At 68.6% G+C, this 15,906-nt stretch carries 13 protein-coding genes; 7 read left to right on the top strand and 6 right to left on the bottom strand.

The annotated features are described in order from the left end of the window. The first annotated feature begins 138 nt into the window (after positions 1-138). Together BGP73_RS08880 and BGP73_RS08875 are read left to right on the top strand one after the other, a co-directional pair. A complete protein-coding gene (locus tag BGP73_RS08880; protein ID WP_069813978.1) occupies positions 139-798 on the top strand; it encodes a GntR family transcriptional regulator in 660 nt (219 codons plus the stop codon). Beyond that, a complete protein-coding gene (locus BGP73_RS08875; RefSeq protein ID WP_069813471.1) occupies positions 795-2,093 on the top strand; it encodes an MFS transporter in 1,299 nt (432 codons plus the stop codon). Before BGP73_RS08880 ends, BGP73_RS08875 begins: the two co-directional genes overlap by 4 nt. Positions 2,094-2,170: 77 nt before the next feature. Here BGP73_RS08875 and BGP73_RS08870 read toward each other — a convergent pair whose 3' ends face one another. Beyond that, positions 2,171-2,995 carry a maleylpyruvate isomerase family mycothiol-dependent enzyme gene (locus BGP73_RS08870; protein WP_069813469.1) on the bottom strand — a complete coding sequence of 275 codons (825 nt, stop codon included), beginning with the start codon at positions 2,993-2,995 and terminating at the stop codon, positions 2,171-2,173. A 136-nt stretch (positions 2,996-3,131) separates the two neighbouring features. On the opposite strand from BGP73_RS08870, the gene BGP73_RS08865 reads away from it, so the two are divergent. Both BGP73_RS08865 and BGP73_RS08860 read left to right on the top strand, forming a co-directional pair. Continuing rightward, positions 3,132-3,929: a carbon-nitrogen family hydrolase gene (locus tag BGP73_RS08865; protein ID WP_069813467.1), complete on the top strand. Its 798-nt coding sequence runs from the start codon at positions 3,132-3,134 to the stop codon at positions 3,927-3,929. 137 nt (positions 3,930-4,066) lie between these two features. Continuing rightward, positions 4,067-5,029 carry a peptidoglycan-binding protein gene (locus BGP73_RS08860; protein WP_069813465.1) on the top strand — a complete coding sequence of 321 codons (963 nt, stop codon included), beginning with the start codon at positions 4,067-4,069 and terminating at the stop codon, positions 5,027-5,029. 187 nt (positions 5,030-5,216) lie between these two features. Here BGP73_RS08860 and BGP73_RS08855 read toward each other — a convergent pair whose 3' ends face one another. After that, positions 5,217-5,708, bottom strand: a complete 492-nt coding sequence (locus BGP73_RS08855; protein ID WP_069813463.1) for an LURP-one-related/scramblase family protein — start codon at positions 5,706-5,708, stop codon at positions 5,217-5,219. Between the two features lie 138 nt (positions 5,709-5,846). Between BGP73_RS08855 and BGP73_RS08850 the strand changes: the two genes are divergently transcribed. Next, positions 5,847-6,284: a protein-tyrosine phosphatase family protein gene (locus BGP73_RS08850; RefSeq protein WP_069813461.1), complete on the top strand. Its 438-nt coding sequence runs from the start codon at positions 5,847-5,849 to the stop codon at positions 6,282-6,284. Between the two features lie 63 nt (positions 6,285-6,347). Here the strand turns inward: BGP73_RS08850 and BGP73_RS08845 are convergent, their stop codons facing one another. Beyond that, a complete protein-coding gene (locus tag BGP73_RS08845) occupies positions 6,348-6,893 on the bottom strand; it encodes a hypothetical protein (RefSeq protein ID WP_139134544.1) in 546 nt (181 codons plus the stop codon). 156 nt (positions 6,894-7,049) lie between these two features. Further along, on the bottom strand, positions 7,050-9,362 hold the full coding sequence (locus BGP73_RS08840; RefSeq protein WP_069813458.1) for a hypothetical protein: 2,313 nt from the start codon (positions 9,360-9,362) through the stop codon (positions 7,050-7,052). Positions 9,363-9,955: 593 nt separating this feature from the next. On the opposite strand from BGP73_RS08840, the gene BGP73_RS08835 reads away from it, so the two are divergent. After that, positions 9,956-11,794 (top strand): NHL domain-containing thioredoxin family protein, encoded by a 1,839-nt coding sequence (locus BGP73_RS08835; protein WP_069813456.1) that lies wholly within the window; start codon positions 9,956-9,958, stop codon positions 11,792-11,794. Between the two features lie 99 nt (positions 11,795-11,893). Here the strand turns inward: BGP73_RS08835 and BGP73_RS08830 are convergent, their stop codons facing one another. Together BGP73_RS08830 and BGP73_RS08825 are read right to left on the bottom strand one after the other, a co-directional pair. Further along, a complete protein-coding gene (locus tag BGP73_RS08830; protein ID WP_069813455.1) occupies positions 11,894-13,186 on the bottom strand; it encodes a M18 family aminopeptidase in 1,293 nt (430 codons plus the stop codon). 185 nt (positions 13,187-13,371) lie between these two features. Then, positions 13,372-15,198 (bottom strand): acyl-CoA dehydrogenase, encoded by a 1,827-nt coding sequence (locus BGP73_RS08825; protein ID WP_069813454.1) that lies wholly within the window; start codon positions 15,196-15,198, stop codon positions 13,372-13,374. A 159-nt stretch (positions 15,199-15,357) separates the two neighbouring features. Here BGP73_RS08825 and BGP73_RS08820 point away from each other — a divergent pair, with 159 nt between their 5' ends. After that, positions 15,358-15,849 carry an SseB family protein gene (locus BGP73_RS08820; RefSeq protein WP_069813452.1) on the top strand — a complete coding sequence of 164 codons (492 nt, stop codon included), beginning with the start codon at positions 15,358-15,360 and terminating at the stop codon, positions 15,847-15,849. The last annotated feature ends 57 nt before the right edge of the window (positions 15,850-15,906 follow it).

The raw sequence follows: 15,906 nt of genomic DNA, 5'->3' as shown, positions 1-15,906 counted from the left end.
GCATCCCGCTGCCGAGGCGTCCGGGCCCGCCCGGCTTTTTGCACCTGCCCGGGGCCCGCCGCGGCCCGCCCGGGGCCCGCGGCGTCCGGATACTGGGACGCGTTTCTCATGGATCTTTGATGTATCTAAGATGTGTACATGCCTTCCGCCGTCGCTCCCGTCAAGCAGCCGCCCGCCGCCGACCGGGTCTACGACCACGTCAAACAAGCCGTACTCGACCGCCGCTACGAGGGCGGCACCCTGCTGACCGAGGGGCACCTGGCCGAGGCCGTCGGAGTCTCGCGCACCCCGGTCCGCGAGGCCCTGCTCCGCCTGGAGGTCGAGGGCCTCATCAAGCTCTACCCGAAGAAGGGCGCGCTGGTCCTGCCGGTCTCCACCCAGGAGATCCGGGACGTCGTCGAGACCCGCCTGCTCGTCGAGCAGTACGCGGCCCGCAAGGCCGTACCGGTCCCCCCGCACCTGGTCCAGCGGCTGGAGGAACTCCTCGACGAGCAGCGCCGGTACGCGGCCCAGGGCGATCTGGCCGCCGTCTCGGTCAGCGACCGCTGCTTCCACGCCGAGATCGTCCGCAACGCCGGGAACCGGATCCTGGAACGCCTCTACGACCAGCTGCGCGACCGTCAGCTGCGGATGGGCGTCGCCGTGATGCACGCCCACCCGGACCGCATCGCCAAGAACATCGCCGAGCACGCCGAGATCCTCCAGGCCCTGAAGGCCGGCGACGCGGAGGCCGCGGCCTCCGCCGTCCACCGGCACGTCGACCGGGTGCGGGATCTGGTCCGAGAGGACGAACGGTGAGCCAGCTCCGCCTCCCCGGTGACCCGCCGGGCGGCCGTCGCGCCGTGGCCGTCTGGGGCATCGGCGTCGCCGTCTACTTCGTCGCCGTCACCTACCGGACCAGCCTCGGAGTGGCTGGCATCGACGCCGCCGACCGCTTCCACATCAACGCCTCGGCGCTGTCGACCTTCTCCATCCTCCAGCTGCTGGTCTACGCGGGGATGCAGATCCCCGTGGGCCTGCTGGTCGACCGGCTCGGCACCAAGCGGGTCCTGGTGCTGGGTGTCGTGCTCTACACGATCGGCCAGCTGGGCTTCGCCCTCTCCCACTCCTACGGCCCGGCCCTGCTGTCCAGGGCGCTCCTCGGCTGCGGCGACGCGATGACGTTCATCAGTGTGCTGCGGCTGGGCTCCCGCTGGTTCCCGGCCCGCCGCGGCCCGCTGATCGCGCAGATCGCCGCGTTGATAGGCATGGCCGGCAACCTCGTCTCCACCATCGTGCTGGCCAGGCTGCTGAGCCAGCTGGGCTGGACCACGACGTTCGGCGGCAGCGTCGTCGGCGGGCTGTTCGTCCTCGTACTGCTGCTGCTCTTCCTCAAGGACCACCCGGAGGGGCACGCACCCGCCCCGGCCGCCCAGCACAGCGAGCCCGGCTTCGTCCGCCGGCAGATCACCGAGTCCTGGCGGGAGCCGGGCACCCGGCTGGGCATGTGGGTGCACTTCACCTCGCAGTTCCCCGGCATGGTCTTCCTACTGCTGTGGGGGCTGCCGTTCCTGGTCGAGACCCAGGGCCGGACGAAGGCCGGCGCGGGCCAGCTGCTGACCCTGATCGTGGTCTCCAACATGCTGGTCGGGCTGGTCTACGGGCAGCTCATCGCCCGCCACCACCGGGCCCGACTGCCGCTGGTCCTGGGCACGGTGGGCGCCACCGCGCTGGCCTGGGGCAGCGTCCTCGCCTGGCCGGGCGGCACCGCCCCGACCGGCCTGCTCATCGCCCTCTGCGTGGTGCTCGGCACCTGCGGGCCCGCCTCGATGATCGGCTTCGACTTCGCCCGTCCCGCCAACCCCCCGGAGCGGCTCGGTACCGCATCCGGCATCGTCAACATGGGCGGCTTCACCGCCTCCATCACCACGCTGTTCGCCATCGGGGTGCTGCTCGACGCCACCGGCGGCGACTACCGGATCGCCTTCGCCTCCGTCTTCCTCCTCCAGGCGGTCGGCCTCAGCCAGATCCTGCGGCTGCGCCGGCGGGCGGACCGCAGGGAGCGGGAGCGGGTGGTGGCCAGCCGGGTCGAGACGGTGCACGTACCGGCCTGAGCGCGGCGGCCCGAACGGCGGTCTCCGCACCTGTTCCGCGGCCCGCGCCCCCAGGAGGCGCGGGCCGCCCGAGAGGCCTACGGGGTGATCGCGAAGGCGTCCAGGATGGCCGAGGCCAGCTTCTCGTCCCCCTCGATCTTCAACGCGTCGGGCACCGCCTCGGGCTTCACCCGGCCGCAGGCCAGCATCGCGTAGGTCTCCCAGTCCACCGTGAAGGTGACCACCGGGCCGAGCGAGGGGCTACCGCTGATCGTCCCCCGGCCCTCGGCGTCGACCCGCACCGTGCGCATGAACTCCAGCGGGCCGGTCACGTCGAAGACGACCGCCGAGTTATGCGGGGCCGCCGCGTCCTCGGCGACCACCTTCGGGAGCGCCTCCAACAGCCAGTCGCGGGCGACCGCCGCGCCGGGTGAGTCAAGGTTCCCCGGCCGGTGCAACGCGCGTCGCAGGTCCTGCTCGTGCACCCAGACGTCGAAGACCCGCATCCGCAGCGCCTGCTCCAGCGACATCTCGACGCCCAGCGGGCCGCGGATCCTCGTGTCCGGCTGACGGGTCTCGTTCCGCAGCTGCCGGGAGCGGCGGATGATGGTGTATTCGAGCTCCGAGGTCTGCTCCGGGGCCGTGTGGCACCGGCGCACGTCGACCTGGACCTCGGTGTAGCGGGTGACCTCGTTCGTGACGTGGTAGAGATCCCGCGGCAGTGAATGGATCGGCCGTGGATCGCCGAGCATCTCGCACTCCATGCCGATGACATGGGAGACCACATCGCGCACGGACCATCCCGGGCACGCGGTGCGGCGGTTCCAGTCGCTCTCCGTGAGTGGTGTCACCAGCTCGGATATCGCTTCGATGGAGTGCGTCCAGGCGTCGACGTAGGACTGAAGGCTTGGATGGACGGTCACGTGACCCCTCGGGCGGTTTGTACGCGGGCTGGGTGCATTGCAGTTAAGTTACGCTGCGCAGGAGCACCGCGGCAGTGCTTTCGTGTGACGATCGTAGGCCCGATCTGCCAACTGACAGGCCGAGAGTGGTGGTAGTGTGCGCGCCTCTTTGCTCCAGGTCGAGGTAAACCCGTACGAACCGGTCGAAGCGCGCCGGGAACGGGTGGCCTCGCTCGTCCGTGACCAGGCGGGGGCCGACCTCGTCGTCCTCCCCGAACTGTGGACCGTCGGCGCGTTCGCCTTCGAGTCCTTCGAGGAGGAGGCCGAGCCGCTGGACGGCCCCACCGCCACCGCGATGGGCCGGGCGGCGAGCGACGCCGGCCTCTGGCTACACGCCGGATCGATCGTGGAGCGGGGGCCGGACGGCGTCCTCTACAACACCTCGCTGGTCTTCGGGCCGGACGGGGTGCTCCAGCGCTCCTATCGCAAGATCCACCGCTTCGGTTTCGACAAGGGCGAGGCGGTCATCATGGGCGCCGGCGAGCAGCTCGTCACCGTCGACCTGCCCGGCGCGGTCGCCGGCGTTGCCACCTGCTACGACCTGCGCTTCCCCGAGCTCTTCCGGCAACTGACCACGGCCGGCGCCGAGCTGTTCATCGTGCCCGCCGGCTGGCCCGCCCGGCGCCGCGAGCACTGGAGTCTGCTCTCCCGCGCCCGCGCCGTGGAGAACCAGACGTACGTCCTCGCCTGCTGCACCGCCGGCACCCACGCGGGGGTGGAGCAGGCCGGGCACAGCCAGGTGGTCAGCCCCTGGGGCGAGGTGCTGGCCGAGGCCGGGGAGGACGAAGAGGTGCTGACCGTGGAGTTCGAGCCGGAGCGCGTGGCGGAGACCAGGCGGGTCTTCCCGGTGCTCCGGGACCGGGTGCTGGGCCTCCCGGAGCCGCGTCACCGGTAGGGGCCGGGGGTGCGGCGGGCCGTTCGGCGTGCGCTGCAGGAACAAGACAGGTCCGAGCCGGGATGGTGACAGGGCGGCGCAGCCTATCTACCGTCGCAGTGACCTGTCATGTTCATTATCGACCCTTCGGGGGAAACATGTGTGATTCCTGCGCGGCGGCTGCGGATCGGCGAGAGCCCGGTACAGGGTTGTCCCGCCGGGGTCTGCTGGCCGGAATGGGCCTGGGCGTCGGCGTCTCCCTGATCGGCCTGCCTGGAATGACGTCGACCGCGTCGGCCGCGAGCGCGAAGAACGGGGCCTGGTGCAACCCGGCACTCGGCTACTTCCCCGCCGGGGGCCACTACGGCGCACCTCGCGGGGGGGCCGCCCACGCGGGGCAGGACGTCACCAACTCCACCGGCACCGCCGTCTACGCGGCGGCCGGCGGCACGGTGATCCGCCGTCAGTGGGGAGGCGGCCTCGGCGGCCGCACCGGAAACGCCATCGTCATTTCGCACGGCAGCGGTCTGTACACCTACTACGGACACCTGAGCGCCTACCGGGTGGCCCTCAACGCCAAGGTCAGCGCCGGACAGCGCATCGCCGACATGGGCGCCACCGGCAACGTCACCGGACCGCACCTGCACTTCGAGACCCACTCGGGAAGCCTCGGCGCCATCACCAACCCGGTCAGCTTCATGACCGCCCGCGGTGTGAAGCTCGGTGGCGGCTGGTCGACGATCGACCCCGGAGCCCGCGGCGCCACGGTCACGGTCATCCAGCACCTGATGACGCAGCGGGGCTACACGCTCGTCGCCGACGGGGACTACGGCAGCGTCTCGTCCAGCGCGGTCAAGAAGTTCCAGAAGGCCAAGGGCCTCGTCGCCGACGGCCAGGTGGGACCGCTGACCTGGCCGAAGCTCGTCTACACCCTCACACAGGGCAAGGGATCCCACGTCCGCGCCCTCCAGACCGCGATGAACAAGCGGAGCGCCGGGCTCGCGGTCGACGGTGAGTTCGGTCCGGTGACCAAGGCCGCGGTACGCACCTACCAGAGCGTCAACCGACTGGTCGTCGACGGTGAGGCGGGCCCCATGACCTGGCAGGCGCTGGTCGGCTGACCGGCCGATGCGGAGGACCGGCCCGGCGAGCGCCCAGAGCGGCGGCGGCGGGTCGGCCACCCGTACGGCAACGGGACGGGGCCGGAACGCCCACGGTGCCGGGTGACCCTGCGGCATCTGCCCCCGGCGCCGCTCCAGCGGGCAGCCCCTGCCTGCCGCGGCGCCGGCCGCAGGGTCCCCCTACCGGCTATCCCTCCTCGTGGTGCTCGGCCATCCGGATCACGCACACCGCGGTAGCGATCAGCAGAGCCGGGTCGGCCTCCTCCCGCACCACGTTGACGGCGTAGGCGTCGCGGATGCTGAACCACTTCCTGGAGATGTGCGCCAGCAGTTCGCCCTCATGCTCGACAGTGAACTCCCGATCGAGGATCTTGCCGCCCACATCCAACTCCGTGCCGTCCACCAACTCGACGCGGTAGTGGTTCCGGATGAGCGAAAGGCGCTTCTTCCGGATCGTCGCGAGCGGCCGGCCGTCCCGCTCGATCTGCATCGTGTCACGCAGACTCAGCATCTTCTTCCGGATGGTGACGAGCACCTGACCGGACCGGTCCTTCAGCTCGAACGTCTCACGGAGCCGGAGCGCCTTGCCGTCCACGAGGAAGACCCGCCGACCGTGCTCGTCCTCGATCCAGTAGTCCTCGCCGATCCCGAAGATCCGATCCCGCACCAGGTATCTCATGGGGCAGCCCTTCCCGAACGGCCGACGAAAATGCGGGCGTCAGCGGGTGATCTACGGGGAACCGTCGGCGAGGGGAGCCCGGGCGGCACCAAGCAGCGGACAACCGGCCCGGCCGCCCTTACTGGGTACGGTGAACGGGTGACCGAGACCTGGGAAGTCGACGCTCCGGGTGTGCTGCGGCTGCCTTCGGGGCGCCTCGTACGCGGCCGGGCGCTCCGCCGGCCGCTGCCGCCCGGACCCACTCCCCACTACGCCGTCCACCTGCTCGGCAAGGAGCCTCCCGAGGTCTCCTGGGAGGCAGGGTGGTTGCGATGGCCGGACTTCCGACTGCCGAGTGACGACGCCGAGGCCCGCGAGATGCTGAGGACGGCCTGGCTGCGGGCCGCGGACGAGCGGGTGGAGGTCGCCTGCGGCGGCGGCCGGGGCCGCACCGGCACCGCTCTGGCGTGCCTCGCCGTCCTGGACGGGGTGCCGGCCGACGAGGCCGTGGCCTTCGTCCGGCGGCGCTACCACCATCGGGCGGTCGAGACACCGTGGCAGCGCCGCTACGTCCGCCGCTTCCCCAGCGGGCGCTGAGCCGCGTCGCCGAGGCGGGGGGGGGCGCGGGCACAGCCATTCTTTCGAGGGGTTGGTGGGTGCTCAGCTGACCGGTTGCAGCATCTTCTCATCCAGTTTCTTCGGGATGTTGGTGTCGTTCTGACACGGCAGCGCCTGCGCCATCTTCAGAGCGCTGTGATGAAGGATCGCGAGGCGTTCTTTCCGGGCGTCGGGGTCGGTCCAGTCACCGAGAAGTTCGCCCTCTACAGGGAGGTCGGACTGTTGATCGGTATGCGTACCGGGTAGTTTGCATTCAAAGAAAATGTTGGCTACTGCACTGCTCGATACTCGACCGAAGTAGATGTAAACAGATTCTGCGACCTTGAACAGCTCTCCGTTTCCCCTGCCTATGTTCTTCAGTTCGTCCATATTCATCTCCAGATAGGACATGCTGTAGTTGAGCATCAAGGAATCGCGTCCCTTGTTGTTTCCTTTCAGGGTCGTGCACAGTTTCATCTGTGTGCGTCCGGCGAGGGAATTTTCTGGGGTCCAATTCTCGGCATCTTCGCGCATGAGTGCTGCTGCCTGGATGAAATTCTCGCTGTTCCAGAAGGTATGCCCGTCGGATGACTCTTCGATCCATTTCATACCCTTGCTCCCAAGGGCGTCGAGGCATTTTTTGACTGTTTCTTGGTCTTCTTTTTCTTTTCTGTCGTCAGCTGGCGATGAGCATCCACAGAGGACCAGTAGAGCTAGGAGGGGAGGCAGCGCCCTTTGGGTGATCAGCTTTAGGGTGTAGATCGTTCAATCCTTCGTGTAGATGCTGTAGCATTGGAGGGCTTCTCTTCTCATTTCTCGGGCCACTTTTTCGTCTGCGCCGACGAGCGCTGCGTGGTTGAGTAGTGGCCGCATGGCGGCATTTTGGCTATCTGAGAGCCCTCTCGAGATAAGCTGATCAGCCTCTGCGTCGTTTTTGTCAGTTGCTTCCTTGAGTCGGTCCACGGTGCGATTTTCGTACCAGGTATCGACAGCGCCAGTCACGGCATCACCGACCACGGGAACCACTACTTCTGCAACAGGGCCGGAGACAGGTCCGGTGAACACGAAAGCCGCTCCAGCCGTGGCTCCTTCCGCCGCTAGGCCCAATGTCGTGCTCAGTGCGTATTTTCTCCACTCGGCTTGTTCTTCGAGCTTCTCGTTTTTATCTCCAAATTCCTCCCTGATCGCATCACTTCGGGATTGGTCCAGCAGGCTGTGAACTTCCATGCCGTTGTAGGCGAATTCCATAGCAGTATTCCAGTCGTCCGTATGAGCGGCCAGGCCGCTGGCTGTGTAGATCTGTTGCCCGGCTGAGATGAGCTCGTAGGATTCTTTTTCCTTCGCGATCCCTTTCAAGAACTCCAGGGATGCGTTTCTGTCGAAATCGTGGAACGAATTCCTGTTTCCGTTGGTCTCGGCGAAGAGCCCGTCGCGATTGGCTGTCTCTGCGCTGCCGCCGAAGTTGTAGATGGAATAGTCCAGGTTGTCGATGTGGCCGACGGCCATCCTGGCCAGGCTTCGGTTCAACTCCACCTCGTCGTCCAGCAGAGAGGGGGAGGCGCCAAAAGTGGCCACAACAGCTTCCATGACCGAGGCCTGTCGTTCCCTGGCCTTCTCCTGCTCTTCCGGGGTGGCGGACTCGTGTTGGTTGTGCCCGGGCTCGTCATAGGGAGATCCCAGAGTTGCGGCCTCAAGGGCGTGGCCGAGGTTCTCGCGTCCTTGAGGCCGCGCACCGTCGTGGTGGAGGTCCACGTCGGCGAACCAGGTCCGGGCCCCCGCGACTTCCTTGCCCTCCGTGTTCGCGCCCAAGAGATAGCTCAGATTCGACAGGGACTTGAGGGGGTGCCCCTTCTCGCCCCCGGTCGATGAGCTGAAGAACTCGGTTGACGCTTCCGGGTTGTGGCCGAGGGCCTCCAGAAAGCCGGTCATGGGGTCGTTGCCGAGATCCTTGCCGCGGTTTTCCTCGCCGGTGAAGTTCAGGTGGGCCCGATCGTTGATGTCGAGCCACAGGTCCTTCGGGTCGCTTGTGGTTTCCCTTTCGAAGGTCACGAGAGAGTCCCCGTACTCCTCAAGGAAGTCCGCGTCGTACTCGCCCTTCCGCATCAGGTTGCTCATGATCTGATATCCGAAAGGTGCGTTGTGGCTGGTCTCCAGTGGGAATCGTTGGGAACCGTACTTGATGACGTCCTGCTCCCACTCGGCCATGGCGCGAGAGTCGGACCGGGTGGCCGTGGCCAGGGTGAAGCTGAGGTTGTCCTGGACCTGGGCGAGTGTCTTGGCGCGTTCTCCGTGTGGTGCGTCCCGCACACCGGGATCGGCCACGTCACGCCAGAGTTGCAGGGTGTTCTTCGCTCCCAGGCCGGTTGCGAACGTCTCGGCGAAGACCGGATTCTCTCTGTTGCTCTTGAGCAGCTTGTTGAACCTGACCAGTTCTGCGTCCGTCAGGTCGTTGCCCTTGTTCGCGAGCTTGAGAGCCGTCTCCGCGTCCTCCAACGCCTGAGCGTCCTTGATGCCACGCATGCTGGTCTCGGTGAAGTTATGCGGGTTGTCGCCGACGATGGCGTTGAGTGCCTCCGCTACGAGTTCGTCGTCGTGGGTGGCGGCTTCGAGGACCTTCTTGATGCGGCCCGCCATGGCGGTGACGGCCTTGTCGTCGGTGTGCTGCGGTGCCAGGGCCGGGGTGTTCTGCCAGTAGTCGGCGGAGAGCGGGGCCTGGACCTTGGTGGAGCGGACGGTCCCCCGGGCGTCGATGTGCACTTGGTGCTGCGGCGCCTCCTCGATGAGGTTCTGGAGGGCCGTGCGGTGCTCGGCGAACTTCTTCTTCGCGTCCCGGAGGATGTTGCGGATGCTGGTGGCTTCCTTGAGCGCGTCGTCGAACTCCTTGGCCGTCTTGCGGACGAAGGGCTTGGTGACCGCCGCGTTCTCGCCCTTCCAGTCGGCCTGGTCCGACTTCCGCCGCATCGCCGGAGCGTCCTCCTCCGCCAGGTGCCTGAGCCGCTTCACCGTCGCTGTCCAGTCGCTGACCGCGTCATCGAGAGCACTCAGACGCACGTTGAGCACATCATCGAAACCGAGCATGCGGAAGAGCTCCTTGGCCGAAGTCCGGTGGGACCGCCGAATGGGACGGTGAATACTCACCGTAGCGTTGCAACTCCACCGGGTCTGCTGTGGGTTGGGCGGGAGCGCCATCGCTTCTCCGTGACCTGGTGTCACTCACGGGGCTGGTCCTGACTCGTTGTCGGACGGGGCGCGTGGCGCGCCAGTCGCACTCGTCGAGGCGAACGAGAGAGCGAACTTTCACCCGGAAGGTTGATCGTCTCCGAACCGGCTGCGCGATGGCTGTGACTGCCGCGACGCTTACGTTGTGCGAGTGACGAAATACGTATCGTCACACCGCCCTCCGGTCGGCGTTCCACCGGTCGGAGGAACTTGTCCCACAAGATGCCAAGGAGAAAGAACCGCATGAACGTCATCACCAGCCTGCTCGCCGGCCTCGTCCACTTCGTCGGCTGGCTCGTCTGAGGCCTCAACAGCAGGCACCGTGACAGTGGCGCCGCCTCCCCCGTCCCACGGGGAGGCGGCGCCGCCGTGTTTGGGACCGAAACCCCGTCCGCCCCGCCCCGCCACGGCCCGGATACTGCCGCCAGATCGGCGGTGGCACCCTTGACGACATGAGTAAGCGTCCCCGCGTCCGCGCCCCTGAGCTGCAAGGACGGTCCTGGATCAACACTGGCGGCAAGGAGCTGTCGCTGGCGGCCCTCCGAGGCCGCATCGTGGTGCTTGATTTCTGGACTTTCTGCTGCATCAACTGCTTGCACGTCCTCGATGAACTCCGGGAGCTGGAGGAGAAACACCGCGACTCCCTGGTGATCATCGGGGTGCACTCGCCGAAGTTCGTGCACGAGGCCGACCACCAGGCCGTCGTCGACGCCGTCGAGCGCTACCAGGTGCACCACCCGGTGTTGGACGACCCCGAGCTGGCCACCTGGAAGCAGTACGCCGTACGCGCCTGGCCGACTCTGGTGGTGATCGACCCGGAGGGCTACGTCGTGGCCCAGCACGCCGGCGAGGGCCACGCCCACGCGATCGAGCAGCTGGTGACCGAACTGGTGGAGCAGCACGGCACCAAGGGCACGCTTCGGCGCGGTGACGGCCCCTACGTCCCCCCGGAGCCCGTCGCCACCGATCTCCGGTTCCCCGGCAAGGTACTGGCCCTGCCCGGCGGCAACCTGCTGGTCTCGGACACCACCCGGCACCAGCTGGTCGAGTTGGAGCCGGACGGCGAGACGGTGGTCCGCCGCGTCGGCGCGCCGGAGCGGGGTCTGGCTGACGGGCCCGCGGAGCGGGCCAGGTTCAGCGAACCGCAGGGCCTGGCGCTGCTCCCGGACGGCGCCGTGGCCGTGGCGGACACCGTCAACCATGCGCTGCGCCGCTTCGATCCGGTGAGCGGGCAGGTCAGCACCCTCGCCGGTACCGGTCGCCAGTGGTGGCAGGGCTCGGCCTCCTCCGGCCCGGCCCGCGAGGTGGAGCTGTCCTCGCCGTGGGATGTGGCGTGGTTCGCCGACCGGCTCTGGATCGCCATGGCCGGTGTACACCAGCTCTGGACCTACGACCCGGCGACGGAGACCGTCCGGGCCGCGGCCGGCACCACCAACGAGGGGCTGGTGGACGGGCCGGCCGAGGAGGCGTGGTTCGCCCAGCCGTCGGGGCTGGCGGCCGACGGGGACCGGCTGTGGATCGCCGATTCCGAGACCTCAGCCCTCCGCTACGTTCAGCGGGCGGCGGCCGAGTCGGCGGATGACGGCGGGTTCGTGGTCCGCACGGCCGTCGGCAGCGGCCTCTTCGACTTCGGACACCGGGACGGCGCGGCCGGTCAGGCGCTGCTCCAGCACCCGCTCGGCGTCACCGCCCTGCCGGACGGCTCGGTGGTGGTCAGCGACACCTACAACCACGCGCTGCGGCGCTACGACCCGGCCACCGACGCCGTCAGCACGGTCGCCACGGACTTGCGGGAGCCGTCCGACGCCGCGCTCGTCGGGGGCGACATCGTGGTGGTCGAGTCGGCCCGCCACCGGTTGACCCGGCTCCGCCTGCCGGAGGAGGCGGTGCGGGTGGCGTCGGTGGCCCACCGCACCCAGCGGGCCGCGACGGAGATCGCCCCCGGTCGGCTCCGGCTGGAGGTGGTCTTCCAGGCACCGGCCGGTCAGAAGCTGGACGAGCGCTACGGTCCGTCGACCCGGCTGATCGTCAGCGCCTCCCCGCCCGAGCTGCTCACCGCGGGCTCCGGAACCGGCACCGAGCTGGGCCGCGAGCTGGTCTTCACGGAGGGGGTGGACGAAGGCGTGCTGCACGTGTCGGCGATGGCCGCGTCCTGCGACGACGACCCGGCGGTGGAGTACCCGGCCTGCCATGTGCACCAGCAGGACTGGGGTGTTCCGGTGCGGCTGACGCCGGGTGGAGCGGACCGGCTGCCGCTGGTGCTGGCCGGTCTGGACACCCCGGTGCCGTAACCGGCGGGGCGGCCCCCGCCTCGACGAGCGGAGCTGCCGCCCGGCAGGGGCGGCGGCTCCGGTCGTCAGGTGTCCTCAGTACCGCTTCCGGCGGGCCGCTCAGCCCTCCAGGAACGCCGTCACGGCGTTGGCCAGCAGGAACGGGTCGTCGGCGCCGGCCAGCTCCCGAGCGGAGTGCATGGAGAGGATGGCCGCGCCGATGTCCACGGTGGCGATGCCGTGTCGGGCCGCGGTGATGGGTCCGATGGTGGTGCCGCAGGGCACCGCGTTGTTGGAGACGAAGGACTGCCACGGCACTCCGGCCCGCTCGCAGGCGGCGACGAAGAGCGCTCGGCCCTGCCCGTCGGTGGCGTACCGCTGGTTGACGTTGACCTTCAGGATCGGGCCGCCGTTGGGGACGGGGTGGTGGCCCGGCTCGTGGCGCTCGGCGTAGTTCGGGTGCACGGCGTGGCCGGTGTCGGAGGAGAGGCAGACGGTGCCGGCGAAGGCGCGGGCGCGTTCCTCGTATCCGCCGCCGCGGGCGAAGACGGAGCGCTCCAGGACGTTGCCGAGCAGCGGGCCGTCGGCCCCGGTGTCGGACTGGCTGCCGTTCTCCTCGTGGTCGAAGGCGGCGAGTACGGGGATGTGGGGCAGCCCCGCGCTGCCGGCCGCGGCGGCCAGGGCGGCGGTGCCGGCGTGCACTGACAGCAGGTTGTCCATCCGGGGCCCGGCGAGGAGTTCGCGGTCCCGGCCGAGCAGGGCCGGCGGCTCCACGCTGTGCAGCATGAGGTCCCAGCCGGTGATCTCCCCGGACGCCAGGCCGATCTCGTCGGCGAGGAAGTCGATGAGCTCGCCCTCACGTGTCTCCCCGAGACCCCAGATCGGCGTCATATGGCGCTGCCGGTCCAGTTTGAGGCCCTCGGTGTTGACGGCCCGGTCCAGGTGGACGGCGAGCTGCGGGACCCGCAGCAGCGGCCGGTCGACGTTGACCAGCCGGTAGGAGCCGTCGCGCAGGCTGAGCCGGCCGCTGATCCCGAGGTCGCGGTCGAGCCAGGTGTTGAGGAGGGTGCCGCCGTAGATCTCCACGGCGATCTGCCGCCAGCCGTGCGCGGCGGTGTCCGGCAGGGGCTTGACCCGGAGGTTGGGGGAGTCGGTGTGGGCCCCGATGATCCGGTAGGGGGTTGCCGGGGTGGCGCCTTCGGGTACGTACCAGGCGACGATGGCACCGCCCCGCAGCACGTACTTCCCGCCTGGCCGGCCATCCCACGCCGCGGTCTCCTCGACCTGCCGGAACCCCGCCTTCTCAAGTCGCGCGGCGGCGTTGGCCACCGCGTGGTACGGCGAGGGGCTCGCCGCGAGGAAGGTCATCAGGTCGTCGGTGTGTCCGCGGTCGAAGCGGGCAGTTTCGCTCATGTGTCCTAGCTTAGGGAGCTGCTGCGGCCGCTGGCACGTGGCACGGCCGGTGATCTTCGGTGCCCGGAAGGCGCCGTGACCGTAGTCGCGCGCCGGTCGGCGGTCAGGGGCGCCACGGACGGCGGACCCCGTACGGCAGCGGCTCTCGCCGCTGCCGTACGGGGTCCATCGGGCCTGACCCGCCGTCAGAAGGCGGCCTCGTCCAGCTCCATAAGGGAGTCGTCGACCGACTCGGCCAGCCGGCGCTCGACGGCGACCCCGGGGAGCACGGTGTCCGCGAAGAACTTCGCCGCGGCGATCTTGCCCTGGTAGAAGGAGCGGTCCTTGGCGGACGCCGAGTCGAGCTTGCCGAGGGCGACCGCCGCTCCGCGGAGCAGCAGGTAGCCGACGACGACGTCACCGGAGGCCATCAGCAGACGGGTGGTGTTGAGGCCGACCTTGTAGATCGACTTCACGTCCTTCTCGGTGGCCGAGAGGTCCGTCAGCATGGTGCCGACGATCGCCTCCAGGTCGCCGGCCGCCTTGGCCAACTGGTCCCGGGCCCCGGCGAGCTCCTTGCCCCCCGCGGCCTCGGCGAGGAACTTCTTGATCTCCTCGGCGAGCGCGCCGAGCGCCTGCCCCTGGTCCCGGACGATCTTGCGGAAGAAGTAGTCCTGGCCCTGGATGGCCGTGGTGCCCTCGTAGAGGGTGTCGATCTTGGCGTCCCGGATGTACTGCTCGATCGGGTACTCCTGGAGATACCCGGAGCCGCCGAAGGTCTGGAGCGACTGCGCCAGCTGCTCGTAGGACCGCTCCGAGCCGTAGCCCTTGACGATCGGCAGCAGCAGGTCGTTGAGGCGGTGCTCGGCGGAGGCGTCCTCCCCGGCGGCCTCCTTGACCAGGATCGCGTCCTGGACGGTGGCGGTGTAGAGGACGAGCGCGCGCATGCCTTCGACATAGGCCTTCTGGGTCATCAGGGAGCGGCGCACGTCCGGGTGGTGGGTGATGGTGACCCGGGGGGCGGACTTGTCGGTGAAGGCGGCCAGGTCCGGACCCTGCACCCGGCCCTTGGCGTACTCCAGGGCGTTGAGGTAGCCGGTGGAGAGGGTGGCGATCGCCTTCGTGCCGACCATCATCCGCGCGAACTCGATGATCTTGAACATCTGGCGGATGCCGTCGTGCTTCTCGCCGAGCAGCCAGCCCTTGGCCGGGTGCCGGTCGCCGAAGGTCATCTCGCAGGTGTTCGAGGCCTTGAGGCCCATCTTGTGCTCGACGTTGGTGGCGTAGACACCGTTCCGCTCGCCGAGTTCGCCGGTCTCCCAGTCGAAGTCGTACTTGGGCACGATGAAGAGCGAGAGGCCCTTTGTGCCGGGGCCGTGGCCCTCCGGCCGGGCGAGCACGTAGTGGATGATGTTGTCCGACATGTCGTGTTCACCGGAGGTGATGAAGCGCTTCACGCCCTCGATGTGCCAGGAGCCGTCCTCCTGGCGCACCGCCTTCGTGCGGCCCGCGCCGACGTCCGAGCCGGCGTCCGGCTCGGTCAGCACCATGGTGGCGCCCCACTGCTTCTCCACCACGAGTTCGGCCATCCGCCGCTGCTCGGGGGTGCCCTCCTCGAAGAGGACGCCGGCGAACGCCGGGCCGGAGGCGTACATCCACACGGCCGGGTTGGAGCCGAGCACCGTCTCGGCGAAGCCCCAGAGCAGTGAGCGCGGGGTGCTGGTGCCGCCCAGTTCCTCGGGGATGCCCAGCCGCCACCACTCGGCGTCCATGAAGGCCTGGTAGCTCTTCTTGAAGGAGTCCGGCACGGGGGCGGTGTTCGTCTCCGGATCGAAGACCGGGGGGTTCCGGTCGGCGTCCTCGAAGGAGGCGGCCAGCTCGTTCTCCGCCAGGCGGGCGATCTCGGTCAGGACGCTCTTCGCGGTCTCGACGTCCATCTCCGCGAAGGGGCCGGTGCCGTACAGCTGGTCGCGGTCGAAGACTTCGAAGAGGTTGAACTCGATGTCCCGGAGATTCGACTTGTAGTGGCCCATGGCGACGGCTCCGTTTGCTTCGGGAGGGAGGGTGGACCCCCCTGGTCATCGTGGTGTCAGGCGGTGTCTCACCATGATGCTACCCGTCAGTAATAAGAGGCAAGCCCTCCTGGCCCAACTGTGACCCAGCACGCTCCGGGACTCAGTAGGCTTGTGCGCATGTACGGCTACGACCAGAACGTCGGTTTGGGGCAGCAGTACGCCGCCCCGCCGCCTCCGCCTCAGCAGGGGCAGCCGCACCAGCAGTCACAGCACGCCGGGTACGGTCAGCAGCCGCACTACCCGGAGCCCTCGCCGCCGTCGCTCGCGGACGCGGTGCGGGCGTTCACCACCGGCTCGATGGCCGCCGAGGACTTCCAGCACACCCTGCTGACCTCGAAGGTCTACTGCCCCCGCGGCGAGGGGCCGGGCTTCCTGGCGTTGCACAACACCCAGCAGCCGGTGATCCCGATGTTCACCACGCTCAAGGAGCTGCGCCGCTACGCGGGCAAGGACTCCAAGTACTTCGTCATCACCGGAGCCGAGGTGCTGGACCTGCTGCCCACCGGGTACGGCTTCGTGCTGGACATGGAGGGCGACCACCGGATGGTCTTCGACGCCGAGGCGGTGGAGAAGATGGTCGACTTCGCCATGCAGCGGATGTACGGCTGAGCGGGCGGGAATCAGGCGGCCTTGTTGAACGTTAAATGTTCAACTAGATTGGGCGTA

Source organism: Streptomyces sp. TP-A0874 (assembly GCF_001748085.1).
Lineage (GTDB): Bacteria > Actinomycetota > Actinomycetes > Streptomycetales > Streptomycetaceae > Streptomyces.
The sequence above is the reverse complement of the archived record's forward strand: the minus strand, read 5'-3'. Positions and strand labels throughout refer to the sequence as shown.

What these genes read in the sequence shown, in the direction of transcription:
- BGP73_RS08845 (WP_139134544.1), bottom strand. Translation starts at nt 6,893, where the DNA reads ATGAAATGGATCGAAGAGTCATCCGACGGGCATACCTTCTGGAACAGC.
- BGP73_RS08820 (WP_069813452.1), top strand. Translation starts at nt 15,358, where the DNA reads ATGTACGGCTACGACCAGAACGTCGGTTTGGGGCAGCAGTACGCCGCC.
- BGP73_RS08840 (WP_069813458.1), bottom strand. Translation starts at nt 9,362, where the DNA reads ATGCTCGGTTTCGATGATGTGCTCAACGTGCGTCTGAGTGCTCTCGAT.
- BGP73_RS08855 (WP_069813463.1), bottom strand. Translation starts at nt 5,708, where the DNA reads ATGAGATACCTGGTGCGGGATCGGATCTTCGGGATCGGCGAGGACTAC.
- BGP73_RS08860 (WP_069813465.1), top strand. Translation starts at nt 4,067, where the DNA reads ATGTGTGATTCCTGCGCGGCGGCTGCGGATCGGCGAGAGCCCGGTACA.
- BGP73_RS08880 (WP_069813978.1), top strand. Translation starts at nt 139, where the DNA reads ATGCCTTCCGCCGTCGCTCCCGTCAAGCAGCCGCCCGCCGCCGACCGG.
- BGP73_RS08835 (WP_069813456.1), top strand. Translation starts at nt 9,956, where the DNA reads ATGAGTAAGCGTCCCCGCGTCCGCGCCCCTGAGCTGCAAGGACGGTCC.
- BGP73_RS08830 (WP_069813455.1), bottom strand. Translation starts at nt 13,186, where the DNA reads ATGAGCGAAACTGCCCGCTTCGACCGCGGACACACCGACGACCTGATG.
- BGP73_RS08825 (WP_069813454.1), bottom strand. Translation starts at nt 15,198, where the DNA reads ATGGGCCACTACAAGTCGAATCTCCGGGACATCGAGTTCAACCTCTTC.